This is a genomic window from Gilliamella sp. B3783 (assembly GCF_026536125.1).
Lineage (GTDB): Bacteria > Pseudomonadota > Gammaproteobacteria > Enterobacterales > Orbaceae > Gilliamella.
In genome coordinates this window covers 107060-122226 of record NZ_JAFNOU010000002.1, presented here as the reverse complement: position 1 = coordinate 122226, position 15167 = coordinate 107060, and the positions used below count along the sequence as shown (strand labels likewise).

General features: G+C 34.1%; 13 protein-coding genes and 5 tRNA genes. 5 read left to right on the top strand and 13 right to left on the bottom strand.

The features are described from left to right. The first annotated feature begins 35 nt into the window (after positions 1 to 35). Positions 36 to 1028 carry a DNA-binding transcriptional regulator IdnR gene (gene idnR, locus J3U59_RS02965; RefSeq protein ID WP_267333344.1) on the top strand — a complete coding sequence of 331 codons (993 nt, stop codon included), beginning with the start codon at positions 36 to 38 and terminating at the stop codon, positions 1026 to 1028. Between the two features lie 70 nt (positions 1029 to 1098). Here idnR and era read toward each other — a convergent pair whose 3' ends face one another. The 8 genes from era to J3U59_RS02925 all read right to left on the bottom strand — a co-directional run bounded on the left by era (position 1099) and on the right by J3U59_RS02925 (position 10531). After that, a complete protein-coding gene (era, locus tag J3U59_RS02960) occupies positions 1099 to 2004 on the bottom strand; it encodes a GTPase Era (RefSeq protein WP_065633327.1) in 906 nt (301 codons plus the stop codon). After that, positions 2001 to 2678 carry a ribonuclease III gene (rnc, locus tag J3U59_RS02955; RefSeq protein WP_416379573.1) on the bottom strand — a complete coding sequence of 226 codons (678 nt, stop codon included), beginning with the start codon at positions 2676 to 2678 and terminating at the stop codon, positions 2001 to 2003. The genes era and rnc overlap by 4 nt, the downstream gene beginning before the upstream one ends. Positions 2679 to 2686: 8 nt before the next feature. Then, on the bottom strand, positions 2687 to 3688 hold the full coding sequence (lepB, locus tag J3U59_RS02950) for a signal peptidase I (RefSeq protein ID WP_267333342.1): 1002 nt from the start codon (positions 3686 to 3688) through the stop codon (positions 2687 to 2689). Positions 3689 to 3708: 20 nt separating this feature from the next. After that, the gene (gene lepA / locus J3U59_RS02945; protein WP_065633325.1) at positions 3709 to 5505 is read right to left on the bottom strand and encodes a translation elongation factor 4; all 1797 of its coding nucleotides are present in this window, start codon (positions 5503 to 5505) and stop codon (positions 3709 to 3711) included. A gap of 156 nt (positions 5506 to 5661) precedes the next feature. Next, a complete protein-coding gene (locus tag J3U59_RS02940) occupies positions 5662 to 6597 on the bottom strand; it encodes a MucB/RseB C-terminal domain-containing protein (protein ID WP_267333341.1) in 936 nt (311 codons plus the stop codon). 54 nt (positions 6598 to 6651) lie between these two features. Next, complete coding sequence (locus tag J3U59_RS02935; protein ID WP_267333340.1) at positions 6652 to 7212, bottom strand: RseA family anti-sigma factor; 561 nt, start codon at positions 7210 to 7212, stop codon at positions 6652 to 6654. Between the two features lie 42 nt (positions 7213 to 7254). Then, complete coding sequence (rpoE, locus tag J3U59_RS02930) at positions 7255 to 7830, bottom strand: RNA polymerase sigma factor RpoE (RefSeq protein ID WP_267333339.1); 576 nt, start codon at positions 7828 to 7830, stop codon at positions 7255 to 7257. A gap of 208 nt (positions 7831 to 8038) precedes the next feature. Beyond that, positions 8039 to 10531, bottom strand: a complete 2493-nt coding sequence (locus tag J3U59_RS02925; protein ID WP_267333338.1) for a class I adenylate cyclase — start codon at positions 10529 to 10531, stop codon at positions 8039 to 8041. Positions 10532 to 10677: 146 nt separating this feature from the next. Here J3U59_RS02925 and J3U59_RS02920 point away from each other — a divergent pair, with 146 nt between their 5' ends. The 4 genes from J3U59_RS02920 (at position 10678) to J3U59_RS02905 (ending at position 14153) form a co-directional block, all read left to right on the top strand. Then, positions 10678 to 11238, top strand: coding sequence for an NUDIX hydrolase (locus J3U59_RS02920; RefSeq protein ID WP_267333337.1), 561 nt, complete (start codon positions 10678 to 10680; stop codon positions 11236 to 11238). A 352-nt stretch (positions 11239 to 11590) separates the two neighbouring features. Then, complete coding sequence (locus J3U59_RS02915) at positions 11591 to 12391, top strand: YdgH/BhsA/McbA-like domain containing protein (RefSeq protein ID WP_267333336.1); 801 nt, start codon at positions 11591 to 11593, stop codon at positions 12389 to 12391. Positions 12392 to 13699: 1308 nt separating this feature from the next. Continuing rightward, positions 13700 to 13969 (top strand): hypothetical protein, encoded by a 270-nt coding sequence (locus J3U59_RS02910; protein ID WP_267333335.1) that lies wholly within the window; start codon positions 13700 to 13702, stop codon positions 13967 to 13969. Beyond that, the gene (locus J3U59_RS02905; RefSeq protein WP_267333334.1) at positions 13962 to 14153 is read left to right on the top strand and encodes a hypothetical protein; all 192 of its coding nucleotides are present in this window, start codon (positions 13962 to 13964) and stop codon (positions 14151 to 14153) included. Before J3U59_RS02910 ends, J3U59_RS02905 begins: the two co-directional genes overlap by 8 nt. 430 nt (positions 14154 to 14583) lie before the next feature. Here J3U59_RS02905 and J3U59_RS02900 read toward each other — a convergent pair. The 5 genes from J3U59_RS02900 to J3U59_RS02880 form a co-directional block, all read right to left on the bottom strand. Continuing rightward, a tRNA-Gln gene (locus tag J3U59_RS02900) sits at positions 14584 to 14658 on the bottom strand. A 21-nt stretch (positions 14659 to 14679) separates the two neighbouring features. After that, a tRNA-Leu gene (locus J3U59_RS02895) sits at positions 14680 to 14764 on the bottom strand. Between the two features lie 77 nt (positions 14765 to 14841). Next, positions 14842 to 14916, bottom strand: a tRNA-Gln gene (locus J3U59_RS02890). Between the two features lie 26 nt (positions 14917 to 14942). After that, positions 14943 to 15027, bottom strand: a tRNA-Leu gene (locus J3U59_RS02885). Between the two features lie 37 nt (positions 15028 to 15064). Beyond that, a tRNA-Met gene (locus tag J3U59_RS02880) sits at positions 15065 to 15141 on the bottom strand. Positions 15142 to 15167: the final 26 nt, after the last annotated feature.

The window sequence follows — 15167 nt, the reverse complement described above, 5'->3', positions numbered from 1 at the left end:
TCAACTGGCTTGTTTACCTATAAAAATAAAGGGTTATGAAAGATAAACGCATTAGTTTACAAGATATCGCAGATTTGACCGGCGTGACCAAAATGACTATTAGTCGCTATTTGAGAAATCCAGAACAAGTCTCTGAAAAAAATAAAGAAAAAATAGCAAAAGTTTTAAAAGAAATTAATTACATTCCTAATCTTGCACCGCAAATCATGTTAGGCTCACGCAGTAGGTGTATTGGTATTGTTATTCCTTCATTTAAAAATCACATATTTTTAGAAGTGTTGGCAGGAATTGAGTCAGTTACCTCGAAGCACCATTATCAAACCATTATTACCAATTATAATTATGATAAAAAAATTGAAGAAGAAAAAATTATCAATTTGCTATCCTATAATATTGATGCCTTGGTTCTAATGGAAAAAAACCATACTAAAACAACTTTGCAGTACTTAAAAACGGCCAATATTCCTGTTGTTGAATTGATGGATGTGACTCAGCAATTTTTTGATATCCAAGTTGGGTTTGATAACGAACAAGCCGCCTTTGATATGACAATGCAAATGTTAGCTTCAGGCAAAAAAAATATTATCTACTTTAATTCTATCGCAAGTGCCCGTGATAGCCAACGCTACAATGGTTATCAACGCGCCATGAAACAATCAGGATTGATGGCAAAGCAGATTATTCCTGATGCAATATCCTCAATTAATTTAGGTAAAAGCTTATTTAACCAAGCTATCGAACAATATCCCGACCTTGATGGAATATTTTGTACTAATGATGATATGGCAATTGGCGTGTTACTCGAATGCCAAAAATATAATATTGCAGTACCTGAACAAATTGCTATTGCAGGCTTTCATGGTTTAGAAATCGGTCGCGCTAATCAACAAAAAATAGCAACGGTTATCACACCCCGTTTTGAAATTGGAAAAGTTGCAATTGAGCTTTTATTAAAAAGGCTAGATGGAGAACAAGTCAAAAACAGTGTTTGTTTAGCGTATAAAATAGAAAAAGGACAAACAATATAAAAATCAGTCAAATCAATTAAGTAATCAAACAACAAAAATAGTTTAATTACTTAATTTGAAGTGATGATAATTAATCATCACTATAACCTAAACTTCGCAGTGCCCGTTCATCATCAGCCCAACCCGCTTTGACTTTTACCCACAGCTCTAAATGAACTTTGTTATCAAAGAAGGACTGCATATCTTTGCGCGCTTCAATACCAATTTTTTTAATTTTTTCGCCCTTATTACCAATAACCATTTTCTTTTGACCATCTCGTTCCACTAAAATTAAGCCATTGATACGATACATGCCGTTGCGTTCATCAACTTTAAATTGTTCAATTTCAACAGTAACTGAGTAAGGTAACTCATCACCTAAAAATCGCATTAGTTTTTCACGAATAATTTCTGATGCCATAAATCGTTGAGAACGATCGGTAATATAGTCTTCAGGAAAATGGTGTTCACCTTCGGGTAGGTGTTTTTTGACAATACTTTTAATAATGTCAATACCTTCCCCTTTTTCAGCACTAATAGGCACCACATCGAGAAAATCAAGTTTTTGACTGATTGCTTGAATATGGGGTAAAAGTTGCGTTTTATCCATAACATTGTCAATTTTATTAATGACAAGTAAAACCGGACATTTACATCCTTTCAACTTGTTAGCAACCATCTCATCGTCATCATTCCAATGCGTACCTTCAACGACAAAAATAACTAGTTCAACATCACCTATTGAGCTACTCGCTGCGCGATTCATTAAGCGATTAATTGCGCGTTTTTCTTCAATGTGTAGTCCTGGCGTATCAATGTAAATAACTTGATCATTGCCTTGTGTATCAATACCAATAATTCGATGGCGTGTAGTTTGAGCTTTACGCGAAGTAATTGAGACTTTTTGGCCAAGTAATTGATTTAATAAGGTTGATTTACCTACATTTGGTCGGCCAACAATGGCAACAAAACCACAATGTGCTATCGTTTCTGTCATTTTATACCTAATTGATTGAGTGCTTGTTGTGCTGCGGATTGTTCCGCCTTACGGCGACTTAAACCGCGCCCTAAATATTGATTATCATCGTTTTCAATTTTACACTGAATTAAAAACTCTTGTTCATGATTGTCACCAGTCACTTCAAGAATTAAATAACATGGCCTTTCATGATGAATACCTTGTAAATATTCTTGCAAACGCGTTTTAGCATCTTTTTGTTTAATGCCGGGTTTAATTTCAGTTAAGCGAGTTTGGTACCAAGCTAAAATTAATTGACGTATATTTTCAATATCACTATCTAAGTAAATTGCACCAATTATGGCTTCTACAGCATCAGAAATGATGGATTCACGACGAAATCCACCGCTTTTTAATTCACCTTGTCCTAAAATAAGATGATCACCTAACTTAAAGTCTTTACCAATTTCCGCTAAAGTTTGACCACAGACTAAGCTTGCTCGCATTTGACTTAAATCACCTTCGTCTTGTTTGATAAATCGGTGATAAAGCTCATCGGCAATAACAAAACTTAAAATAGAATCACCAAGAAACTCTAAACGTTCATTATGTAATTTATTAGCACTACGATGAGTAAGTGCTAATTCAAGTAAAGATAAATCGTTAAATTGGTAACCAATTGATTGTTGTATTTGACTAAATTTTTTCATCATCATTGTTATTAATGTATACCACCAATACGGCTGAATCTTATACCGGTAGGCCATTCATTAGGTTGTTTTTCAAAACTAATCCAAATTGCGGTTGCTCGTCCAACAAAGTTTTCTTCGGGTACAAAACCAAAGTAACGGCTATCACCACTGTTATCACGGTTATCCCCCATCATAAAATAGTGCCCTTGTGGGACAACCCATGTCGCAATAGGTTGACCTTCTTGATGGTAAAAATAATTTGGATCTTCTTGTGAACCTTGAGTGGTTAAAATATCGTGAGGTTGCTCGCCCAACGTTTCTTGTTGTATTTTCATATCAAGCGATACCACAGATCGTGAATTGACAATATCTTGCTTTGCATATTGTTCTAGCGTATAAAAATTCGGGTTGGCTTTCATTTCTCTGTGCACTTCTTTCCAATCACTAGGTTTGGGTTCAGTGTAATGTAAATCTAACGGCTGAGCTTTTTGTCCAACACAATTGAGATCACTTGTTTGACAAGCAGGGTAAATAAATATCTTTTTATCATTGACTGAATAGACAATTTTATCACCAGGCAACCCCACAACACGTTTAATTAAATCCATTTGTGGAACATTTGGATGTTTAAATACCGCTACATCACCTCGCTTTGGGTGGCCAGTTGGAATCAATACTGTATTTGTGATGGGATCTCTAAGTCCATAGGAGTACTTTTGGACGGCAATAAAATCGCCGACCAGTAAAGTTTGCATCATTGAACCAGACGGTATTTGGAAAGGTTCAAATAAAAATGAACGAATCACAAATACAATAAATAAAACTGGAAAAAATGAGGATAACGTCTCTATCCAGCCATTTGGTTTTCCAACTTCAGCAAGTATTTTGCCATCAACTTCACCATTGCATTGTTGGCGAACTTCTTCAACTTTTCTTTGTCTTGCTGGTTTCCATTTAAATTTTTCTAAAAACCAAAAGATTCCAGTTATAAATGTTGCTAACGTTAATATGATGGCAAATATTCCAGCCATTTTTTTACCTCTTCAACTAATTAATCTTTTCCTACATGCAAAATAGCTAAAAATGCTTCTTGCGGTAGTTCTACGTTACCTACCTGCTTCATGCGTTTTTTACCTTCTTTTTGCTTCTGTAAAAGTTTCTTCTTACGGCTTACATCACCGCCATAACATTTGGCTAATACGTTTTTGCGTAACTGTTTGACTGTTGATCGAGCAATAACATGATTACCTATAGCTGCCTGAATAGCAATATCAAATTGCTGACGAGGAATAAGATCTTTCATCTTTTCAACTAATTCACGCCCACGATAAGGTGCATTATCTTTATGTGTAATTAGAGCTAACGCATCAACTCGCTCACCATTAATCAGTACATCTAGTCTGACCATATCAGCAACCTGAAAACGTTTAAAACTATAATCTAATGATGCATATCCACGCGAAGTTGATTTCAATTTATCAAAGAAATCTAATACAACTTCAGTCATTGGGATTTCATAAGTCAGTGCGACTTGATTACCATGGTAAACCATATTAGTTTGTACACCACGTTTTTCTACACATAAGGTAATAACATTTCCTAAGTAAGTTTGCGGCACTAAAATATTACATTCAGCAATCGGTTCACGAAGTTCTTGAATATTATTTACAGCTGGTAGCTTAGCTGGGCTATCAACATAGACAATTTCATTTGATGTGGTTAAAACTTCATAAACAACAGTTGGCGCAGTTGTAATTAAATCAAGGTTATACTCGCGCTCTAATCGTTCTTGAATGATTTCCATGTGTAATAACCCAAGGAAACCACAACGAAAACCAAATCCTAAGGCACCTGAATTTTCTGGTTCATAAAATAATGACGCATCATTTAAGCTTAATTTACCGAGTGCATCACGAAATGCTTCGTAATCGTCAGAACTTGTCGGGAATAAACCAGCATAAACTTGTGGTTTTACTTTTTTAAACCCGGGTAATGGTTTATCCGCTGGAGCTCTGGCGGAGGTTAAGGTATCACCAACTGGTGCACCTAAAATATCTTTGATTGCACAAACAACCCAGCCAACCTCGCCACAGTTTAGCGAATCTTTATCAACTTGTTTTGGTGTAAAAATACCAAGGCGATCGACATTATATGTCATGCCAGTACTCATTACTTTGATTTTATCACCTTTGTGCAGTTCGCCATTTTTAATCCGAATTAACGACACGACACCTAAATAGTTATCAAACCATGAGTCAATAATCAATGCTTGCAATGGTGCATTAGAATCACCTTCAGGAGGGGGAATATCTTTTACTAATTGTTCAAGTACATCAACAACACCTACCCCGGTTTTGGCTGAACATCGAACAGCATTACTTGCATCAATACCAACAATGTCTTCAATTTCAGCGGCAACGCGCTCTGGTTCTGCTGCTGGCAAATCAATTTTATTCAGTACCGGGACAACTTCCAGATTCATGTCTAAAGCAGTATAACAATTAGCAAGGGTTTGTGCTTCTACCCCTTGACCAGCATCGACAACCAATAAGGCACCTTCGCAGGCGGCTAGCGAACGAGAAACCTCATACGAAAAATCAACATGTCCGGGCGTATCGATAAAATTAAGCTGATAGGTTTGACCATCTTTAGCATGATAATCTAATGTCACGCTTTGTGCTTTAATTGTGATACCTCGTTCACGCTCAAGATCCATCGAATCCAGAACTTGGGCTGCCATTTCGCGATCAGAAAGACCACCACAAATTTGAATAATACGATCTGAAAGTGTCGATTTACCATGATCAATATGAGCAATAATTGAAAAATTGCGGATATTTTTATTCATATCAATAAATTATAGTTTATATTTTAGTTATATACTGTTGATTATCCAATAATGGTTTTGACAAATAATAGAGCAATTAGATAATCACGGAAAATAGAAAAGCAACATTCTACACATTAATAGCCACTAAGCATAGTCTTATCGAAAGGTTTGCAGCTATTTCTCAACAATATTTTGAGCAATTCGCTCAATGGTAGTTTTAGGCAAGTTACCAATAATAATAATATTTTTGTTACCAATATTTGTTGAAAAAATTGTACGTCCACCTTGTTGTATAAGCTGGTTTGATTGATTTGATGAATCAGAAGAAACATTTACTGTGAACGAAAATACGCCATCCGAAAAAAGTTTGGTTGCAATATCAGAATTGTAAAAATTGACATTATAAGCAGCAACTTCTTTAAATCCTTTTGGTAACCAAGCTAATCGCCATGCATCTAACATATTGTTCTGTTTTTCAATAGATAATAAGATAGGGTAAGTACGGCTATCGATATAATCTTTCATTTTTTTCTGATCAAAGTCTTCATCGATATCTACTACTTTGAATTGATTGATAATCTCACCATCTTGATCAAGTAAATCGATTCGTATCGGTAAAAAATTCTTGTCATCTATCCAAATAATATAGCTATAGCGATCTTTATCTTTAGCTATCATTTTTATTAGCTGTACACTGCGATTGGCCGTTCTAGTTTTACCTAACTTCACAAATTCGTATACATCAGTAAGTTTAGTAAAATCATTATAAATGACATCAGGGAAGGCTTCGGTTATACGAGGGCTGGTAATAGAAAAAGATGCACTATCAGGTTGAAAATAACTGGTAATATTATTGTGTAAAATAATCTCTTTTGCAGGACCTTCAAGATAAAGCAATTGCGCTTTGACCTCCTCTTTTTGTAAAGCCCCTAAATGGCTATATTCAAAGGTAGTGACATACTGATCTTTATCTTGTGAAAGGAAATGGATTTGATAACTATTTGTTTGGACAGATTTGCTCATTTTATTTAACAAATTTACCGCTTTATCGGTATCAGCAGCAAAAACAGATAATGCAAACAACATAAAAAACAGAGTAACAATAATCATTATACTCTGTTTGATTTTGCACTTAGTTAAATAAAATGAAAAATTCATATAAAATTAGTACGCATTGAGCCTTTTTTGCAATTCATAATCTTGGACCAACAGTCGAATTTTATCATACTGTCTTTTTTCAATTAGTTGTTGATCATTGTGCTGTTGTATACCACCAACTGGCGCGACATTTACCCCAATGGGTACAGTATTTAAGACTGGCGAACCGTTGGAATCATCGGATTGCCCTTGGTGATATTGAACGCCTGCAATAATCGCTAAAGTCACACAGGCTGCTAGTCCAACCTGACTTACTTTACCTAAGCAATCTTTAATTCGAAGCCAAATAAGATTTTGTGCTTTGGGAATATCAACGTTATTTTGATCAGGTTGATTTGGTAGAGGTAAATATAAATTATCAGCAGCGATTGCTTTTGCGACTTGATTTGAAATATCTAACGTCAATGAACTATCGTGCAATTCACCACGCATTGCAGATCTTACAATGTGATAACGATGCCAACATGCTTGTAAACTTTCATCTTTTGATACAGCATCAATGAAGTGATCGTCGTTTAACTCGTCATCCATGAGTAATGAAAGTTGCTCTTTTTGTTCTATTTGCATAATAGATACCTTAAATTTATCACTGCTTATTATTAATTCATTTCAACCATTTATTAATGGTTTAATCTTTTCATCAATAATATCACGCGCTCTAAAAATACGTGATCTCACTGTTCCAACTGGTGTATCCATAATTTCAGCAATTTCCTCATAACTTAAACCGTCTATTTCCCGTAAAGTAATAGCCGTTCTTAAATCATCAGGCAAAGCTTCAATAGCGTCAAATACAACTTTTTCAACCTCTTTTGACAGGACTAAACTTTCTGGATTGTCCAAATCTCTTAACGAATCTGCACCTTCATATCCTTCAGCCTCAGTTGCATCGATATCTGAAGATGGAGGACGTCGTCCTTGAGAAATTAAATAATTTTTTGCTGTATTAACTGCTATTCGATACAACCACGTATAAAATATACTTTCACCTTTAAATAGACTTAACGATCGATAAGCCTTAATAAAAGTTTCTTGCACAACATCAGGTATTTCTGAAGCTAAAACATAGCGAGAAACCAAATGAGCGAGTTTATTTTGATAACGTAGTACAAGCAAATTGAACGCATTTTTATCTCCGTTTAATACACGATCAACTAATACTTGGTCTGTTACTTTCTCCCCCATTACAGGCCATTCCTCATTATGTTAATAACTGCTATGTGGCCCAAAATTGCGCTTACAAACAGTTAGATTCTTAAATTTAAAAAAAGTTCCCACATTTTAATAGAAATTTTAAAAATTTACCTATTAAAATTACTTTTTTACTCTTTTTTATACTAAAACGTAATGTGTTTCTCAAATTTTTTTACATTAATTTTTTAATTGAGATCGATTAATTTAATAAAAAGATCTCACGATCCCCATTATCACTGTAGGTAATTTGATAGAATTGCGGAAGATTAAAATTAACAGAGCTGCTTGTAGTAAAAGTAAAGCGATCATCAGACAAAACATAAAAATCGTTGATTGCTTTGACCATATTTTCTTTATTACCATTACAATTGCGATAGATCTCGATCTGATTATGTTCATTTAAAATATACAGATCAAAACCTGTTTGGGTATCTTCAAAAAAGAATTGTATGATGCCTTGATAAGCTACACTGTCAATTTCTTTTGGGAGTTCATTGGTTTCATCTAAAATGTTTAAAGGCCTACCTTGAACTTTGTTATTCGATACCGCACCATAAAAGTCGATAGCATTTTCAAATTGATGGAATGAAACACCTAAACGTTCAAAAAATAAATACCAAGATGCTCCATCAATTCTTAATGGTTTAACTTGAGTCGAATTATTGATAGTAGTAGTTAAACGTAATTCGACACAATCATCCATTAATTTTTTAATCTGTTTTTTAATTTCAACACTAAAATATTTACTGTAACAAAAAATTTCCATTGAATTGGGTAAATCCGCATCTTTATGCATTCGGTTTAGTAATGCTTTTATGGCTTCAAGGACACATAATGTACCACTAAAGTGCAAAACGCGAATTTCATTCCATGAGTTGCGATAAAGCAAATCAACCGATCCCACTAAACTTAACTCTTTTTTACCATAATTTAATATATTAGTATTAATTTCATGGTCTAATTCACATTGAGTAGTTGGATCATTTTCTAAATTCAAGATGATCGCTAAATGTCGGATTTCACATGGGCCATACAATTGCTCTTCGGTTGCTGCTGGCACATCAATAGGAAAATATTCTTTTAGGTCATCAATAAATTTGGTTATTTTTGCTTTATCCCGATCCTCGCCATCGTGATAATAAAATTCAGTAGAGTCCGAGATTAAACGATTAAAGTAACACCAACTTACCAGCTTAACTAAATACTTACTATATTCTAAATATTGGTGACCAATAATTTGATCCAATATTGGTTTTTGTTTATAAACATACCAACCAGCTCGATTTATTCTATCTTCTTTAACATGAATAAAGGTTAACGCCTCTTCTTGTAAATTATGAGAAATGTTAAGCTTTAATGTGGTTATTTTACCCGGTAATACTTCAAATGAAGCATACAATTTACGTGTTAATATTGCTAAGTCTTGGGGACTAATTAAAGAATCCAAATTATTACGGCGACCAAAATTAAGTAAGTTACGATACCCCGTCATCATAGTTTGCAGTAAAACTTCATGTATTTCACGAACTTGTTCTATTTTCCAAGTATCGCTGGTATCGAGTTTAGCAAAACATGATTTATCCCATTTCCATTGCTTTACCAAATCTTCAAGTACTTTACGACGCCACGATAGCGTAAAATTTGCAATAGATAATTTTTCATTAACTTTTAGGTAAAAACACGTTCTTACTAATTTTAATCTCGAGAAATCTTTAATTTCAATTAGATAGTTACTGATTCGTTGCAATAGCATATAGTAAGAATCAAGATAACACCCTTCATCGCTTTTAAATGTTTGTATCAAATCGCGCATTTGATAAGCAATAGGTTTGTTTTCTGGATATATCCACGAATAGGCTTCAAGTAATAATGTCTTTAATACCGCTTTGAAAGGTGAATCAATACTTTTATAAAGTTGCCACAGGCTGGCGCCAAAATATTCTTCTGCCGATAGCCCAGTTAAAGGTCCAAAATCGATCCATTGATCACGTTCAATTATTTTTTGTTCAACTAACGCTTCAATACATTTTTCATAGCTAGGATAGGTTGTATTATTCACGGTTAAATTTGCGGGCACAGCAAACCACAATAATAGTTTGCCTGCAAGTAAATTAGCTGATCGATAAAACTCTTCCAATAATAAAATATGTTGAGCAGAACCACAGTTTTCGCCCATTAAACATTCATGATGTTGATTAATAAAACGATCTACATCAACAACAAATAATGTTAATTTTATTCCAAGCTCTTTTGCCCATTGTTCAATCAATCGGCATTTTTTTTGTAATGACGATTTTCTAACTGCCGATAAATTATTTTCAATACAAATCCAAATATCAAGATCTGACGTTACTGACTGGCCGATAGAGCAAGTACTGCCCATTGAATATAATGCGGAAATATCTGCCTTATTAAATGCTTGTGGAAGATTAAAATTAAATTCATTTTTTAACTGAGCAAAAACTTCATCAGAAGCTTGATAACAAGCAATGCCCATCGGGGTATCTTCGTTTAAATAGCCAGGCAAAGCCGGATGATGAAAATGAAAAAGCGCAGGCAACAATGTAAAAACACGTTGGAACTCTAAGGACATACCATCGAGTGCTCTTTTATGTTTTAGTAAAGCAAGATCTTTAAGTTCTTTTTTTATGTTGTTAATATAATATTGCATGACATTATCAAGGTGAACCACGTGTACTACTAACAAACAACTTCAATCTACCATGTTCATATTATAACGTAAATACAGCGTAAATTTAAAAACAAAACTAAATAAATATTATGATCACAACAGAACAGATAGCTAACTTATTGAAAACAGATAAGATAGCAAACGAAATGAATCAAAAAGCAGCAGTTTTAATACCGCTTGTTAAGGTCAATAATCAATTGCATTTACTGTTTCAAGTCCGCTCGAAAACATTGAAATGGCAACCTGGTGATATTTGCTTTCCAGGTGGGCGAGTAGAGGTAGACGATAGTAATCCAGAATATACAGCCAAACGTGAAACTTGCGAAGAATTAGGTATTTTACCCACACAAATAACTATTTTAGGACAATTACCTAAATTTATCGCAAATTTTGCTATGACTATTTACCCTTTTGTCGGTGAAATCAAATCTATAGATAACTTTATCCTTAATCCTGATGAAGTTGAAGAAGTTTTTACCGTACCGCTTAATTGGTTTATCAACAACAGTCCTAGCCAAGCTACCGTCGAAGTTGGCCATAAACTTGGCAAAGACTTTCCTTTTCATTTATTGCCTAATCGCCCTCAAAAATGGCAGAAAAGATCAGAACATTTAGTTTACTTTTACCAATATAATAATTATATTATTTGGGGATTAACAGCTCAAATATTGAATAACTTTATTCATCAAATTCAGGTAGTTGTTTAAATTTCAAAAATAACCAAGTAATTCAAAAAGTTGTTGTATCGTTTTAAATTAACTATTGTTAGCAATTTGTTGCATTTTTAGCAAAAAGTGCTATGAAGTTTTATTTTCCACTATAAATATCTTGAGAATTATCTTAAAATTCATACATATATAGGAAAGAAAAAAGCTATTTTATAATTATTCAGTGAAAAAGCTTTATGTCTAAACGCATTTAGTAATAAGTAGATTAAGGCATTATACCGTAGAGTACGTGATATTCCATTTGCTCTATAAGTGATGTCATGAATTTGCAAATTAAAAAAAGCGTTAAATTTAATTCTAATTTCAATAAATAAAAATGAAGGAAATTATCATGAAACGTTTAAAAAAATCATCTGTTGCATTAGCACTATTGTTATCACTACCAGTTGCAAGCTTGTATGCAGCAGAACCACTAACAGCCAAAGAAAGCAGTAATTTAATCCCACTTAAAGAAATCTCAGTAACAGGTAAATATTTACAAGCAGATAATGCGGCAAGTGATATTTCTCGTGCAGCTGATGAAGCAGGCGCTAAATACTATCATATTAAATCAATTGAAAGTGCAACAACTAGTGATTCAGCTGATCAAGCAATCGTTTATGCTGATATTTATCAATCAAAAGAACCTGTTGCAGTTAAAAAAGAAGAAGTGACTCAAAATGGTGTTGTTGTTTATCCTCGTGCGAAAGCACTTTACTACTTACCATTTGAAGTGATTAAATTTAAAGGTAATTACAACAACACTTCAGATATTATGAATGCAGCAAGTAAATTAGCAGCAGAAAAAAATGCATATGCTTTCTATGTGTATTCAATTGCACCTGCTGATGTAAAAAATCAAGCACAAGATATTGATGTTGCATTATACAAAAAAGATGCTGTAGCAAGAGATTTCATCGTGACTAAAGCAATTGAAGGTGAAGACGCTTACGAAATCAGCAGCGATGCATTCAAAAAAATGAAACCATATGACACTATTAGTTTCCATGGTTCATTCAACAATACAGCTGAAATCAGTGCTGCTGCTCAAAAACAAGCAATTGCTAATGGTGCACATTTCTATTATGTGAAAGAAGTATCTGCAAATACAAAAGGCACTTCACAAACTGTATATGTAAACTTATATAAATAATACGTTATAGTTTATACGTATTCCACATGCTATATAAATTATGCATGTGGAATACATCTAATGATAAAAATAACTATCAAAATATCAATATCTTTATATTCTAACAAATCGAAAACTTATTTTTTATTAACAGATTTTATTCCCTCTTTATTACACAATCCAAACACTTAATTGATTTGAGCCTATTTCACAATCTCTTATTTAGCTTTTTAAATTAAAGATAAGACAATACAGTTCACTTTATAAGTTAATTTATGTATTGTTTAATATCACTTCAACTTTAGATGTCCAAACAAACCATTTATTTAACGAGATATGCCCTACTTTTGCCGCTCTTGAACCACGCTAATTCAATACAGCACTCAACCATAATAAAAGAAACTTTATTTATTTTGATACACTATGATAATGAACCAATATTATCAATTATTAAAATTCAATCGAAAGAATAACTCAGTTAATTTTGTTTGTACCTCATTCAACCGTTTATCTTAACAAACAATTGATAATTGAAATTTCACTGTAACTTATCCAAGTGATACTCCAGCAATTTGCTTGAAAAAACTCTAATTCGACAGAAAATTGTTGCCGGCAACCATATGAACTTGAATGGATGACCCATTTATTATTGATTAACCTTACCGAGTAACCAATCAAGCTTGCAACAGTTAGCCGATAAATAGCATTCTTAAGAATTACACAAGATAGAAAATAAAATCCAGACATTTAAATATCAAGCTCTATAGCCCAATATTAACGATGCTATTACCAATTTATAAAAGTGGTGCCCAGGCTCACTACAACTTATTAAGTTACACAGTTAACTTTCGGCTTAAACTGATAATTCGCACATACTGCGCTTTGCGCTGGGGAATAATAAAAAAGATTTTTTTGTTCGAAATAATCATTTATTTATTCATCAAACGAAAGGGCGTAAATATGTGACTACTACATATGGCGAAAAAAAATTGATCAAACACGGAGCAAAAATTGCGTTACCGCCGAATTTAACTTTAAATGTAGTTAATATGTGCATTGAAGATGCGATTTTGAATTGTGGCGGCAATGAATGCTTTATCGAAGTAAATGGTAAGCCGGTCCAATACTGGCGGCTTAATCGTAATTTGTGTAAATTATGTGATACAATTTTCCCCGCAAAATATTGGGAAGACTATGACCCGCCAATTTTTTTGAAATACGCTCACTAGCAGAACGATTATACCGAGATCAGGGAGTTAATATACAAGTATTGCTGGGGCACAAATATCGTAGCACAACAGATACATACAATGATTTAAGGGGCAGAGGATGGCATCACCTGAGAATTTAAAAACATATAGAATTTATGTGATAAAACAACGAAAAGGGGGCAGTGAAATACTCCTTCACACTCGTACAAATACGACTAATTTTGATGTTGCAAAAATGGCATTTTGGCAATTATACAATCAAGATTTTGATAATAAACATTTGCTACTAATGACATGTAATAGTAAAAAAATTAATGTATATCGCTTTCAATCAAAAGTGGGGGACGATTGCTATATCAATATAGATTCGGAGTTAAATTATGAATAGAGAAAGACAACGCAAAAATGAGCAAGCATATAGAGACAGGAATGCGGGGCGTCCTCGACTGGCTGGTACATATTTAACAGAAGATGAGAGCTCACTATTAAAAGAGTTGGCGGCAATTTGTGGTACCCAGAAAGCGGCAATATTTGAAGGTCTAAAACTTTTAAAAGAAAAATTAAAAAATTAAAATAATTGCTGACTAATAACCTCCCCATTATATTATATATCCAGAGTTAAGAAACAACTCGGCAGATTCTGGGGTGTAAAAAGGTAAACAATTAAAAAAAATTTAAATTTTCACATTACATTTCAAGAATGGCTCTTAACGGTATTTTAATCGCGGTATATTGTAATAAAGATGAATCAATTCATAAGCTAGTTGCGGAAAAAGATGGTATGAAAATTGCCGTGCATTCCCGATAAAGGTATTATTCGTTTTTTACGTGCGGCTTCAATGTGTGGAATTGACTTTCTTTAAAAGCTAATAAACAAGGCCGGTTATTCCGGTCTTTTTTCTGACCAAGAAAGCCCACCGTCATTTTACCGCCATAAGCTATAGTTGCTATAATTAACCATGCAATTATATACGTTTAACTCATTGTTTTATAAAAATTTAGTGGCTGGGGTACAAGGATTCGAACCTTGGAATGGCGGAATCAGAATCCGCTGCCTTACCGCTTGGCTATACCCCACTATAGTGTGAAAATGATATCTGGTACGGGTAGTGAGATTTGAACTCGCACACCTTTCGGAACTAGAACCTGAATCTAGCGCGTCTACCAATTCCGCCATACCCGCATATGAATAATTTAGAAATCGATATGATTAACAATAAAATACAAAAGAGTGAGATATCAAAAATATGCAGATTGGAATGGCTGGGGTACCAGGATTCGAACCTGGGAGTGGCGGGATCAAAACCCGCTGCCTTACCGCTTGGCTATACCCCAATAAAGGATAGATACTAAGATTAAAATGGTGCGGGTGGAGAGACTTGAACTCACACACCTTGCGGCGCCAGAACCTAAATCTGGTGCGTCTACCAATTTCGCCACACCCGCACTGTATACTTCCGGTAAAAGTATTACTTAACCTTAATGGTGGCTACGACGGGATTCGAACCTGTGACCCCATCATTATGAGTGATGTGCTCTAACCAACTGAGCTACGTAGCCATCTCATTCGCAACGTCATAACCAAC

Coding starts and splice junctions, on each gene's coding strand:
- rpoE (WP_267333339.1), bottom strand. CDS start 7,830: ATGGGGGAGAAAGTAACAGACCAAGTATTAGTTGATCGTGTATTAAAC.
- J3U59_RS02935 (WP_267333340.1), bottom strand. CDS start 7,212: ATGCAAATAGAACAAAAAGAGCAACTTTCATTACTCATGGATGACGAG.
- J3U59_RS02940 (WP_267333341.1), bottom strand. CDS start 6,597: ATGATTATTGTTACTCTGTTTTTTATGTTGTTTGCATTATCTGTTTTT.
- lepA (WP_065633325.1), bottom strand. CDS start 5,505: ATGAATAAAAATATCCGCAATTTTTCAATTATTGCTCATATTGATCAT.
- J3U59_RS02920 (WP_267333337.1), top strand. CDS start 10,678: ATGAATCAAAAAGCAGCAGTTTTAATACCGCTTGTTAAGGTCAATAAT.
- J3U59_RS02905 (WP_267333334.1), top strand. CDS start 13,962: ATGAATAGAGAAAGACAACGCAAAAATGAGCAAGCATATAGAGACAGG.
- era (WP_065633327.1), bottom strand. CDS start 2,004: ATGACAGAAACGATAGCACATTGTGGTTTTGTTGCCATTGTTGGCCGA.
- lepB (WP_267333342.1), bottom strand. CDS start 3,688: ATGGCTGGAATATTTGCCATCATATTAACGTTAGCAACATTTATAACT.
- J3U59_RS02910 (WP_267333335.1), top strand. CDS start 13,700: ATGGCATCACCTGAGAATTTAAAAACATATAGAATTTATGTGATAAAA.
- J3U59_RS02915 (WP_267333336.1), top strand. CDS start 11,591: ATGAAACGTTTAAAAAAATCATCTGTTGCATTAGCACTATTGTTATCA.
- rnc (WP_416379573.1), bottom strand. CDS start 2,678: ATGATGAAAAAATTTAGTCAAATACAACAATCAATTGGTTACCAATTT.
- idnR (WP_267333344.1), top strand. CDS start 36: ATGAAAGATAAACGCATTAGTTTACAAGATATCGCAGATTTGACCGGC.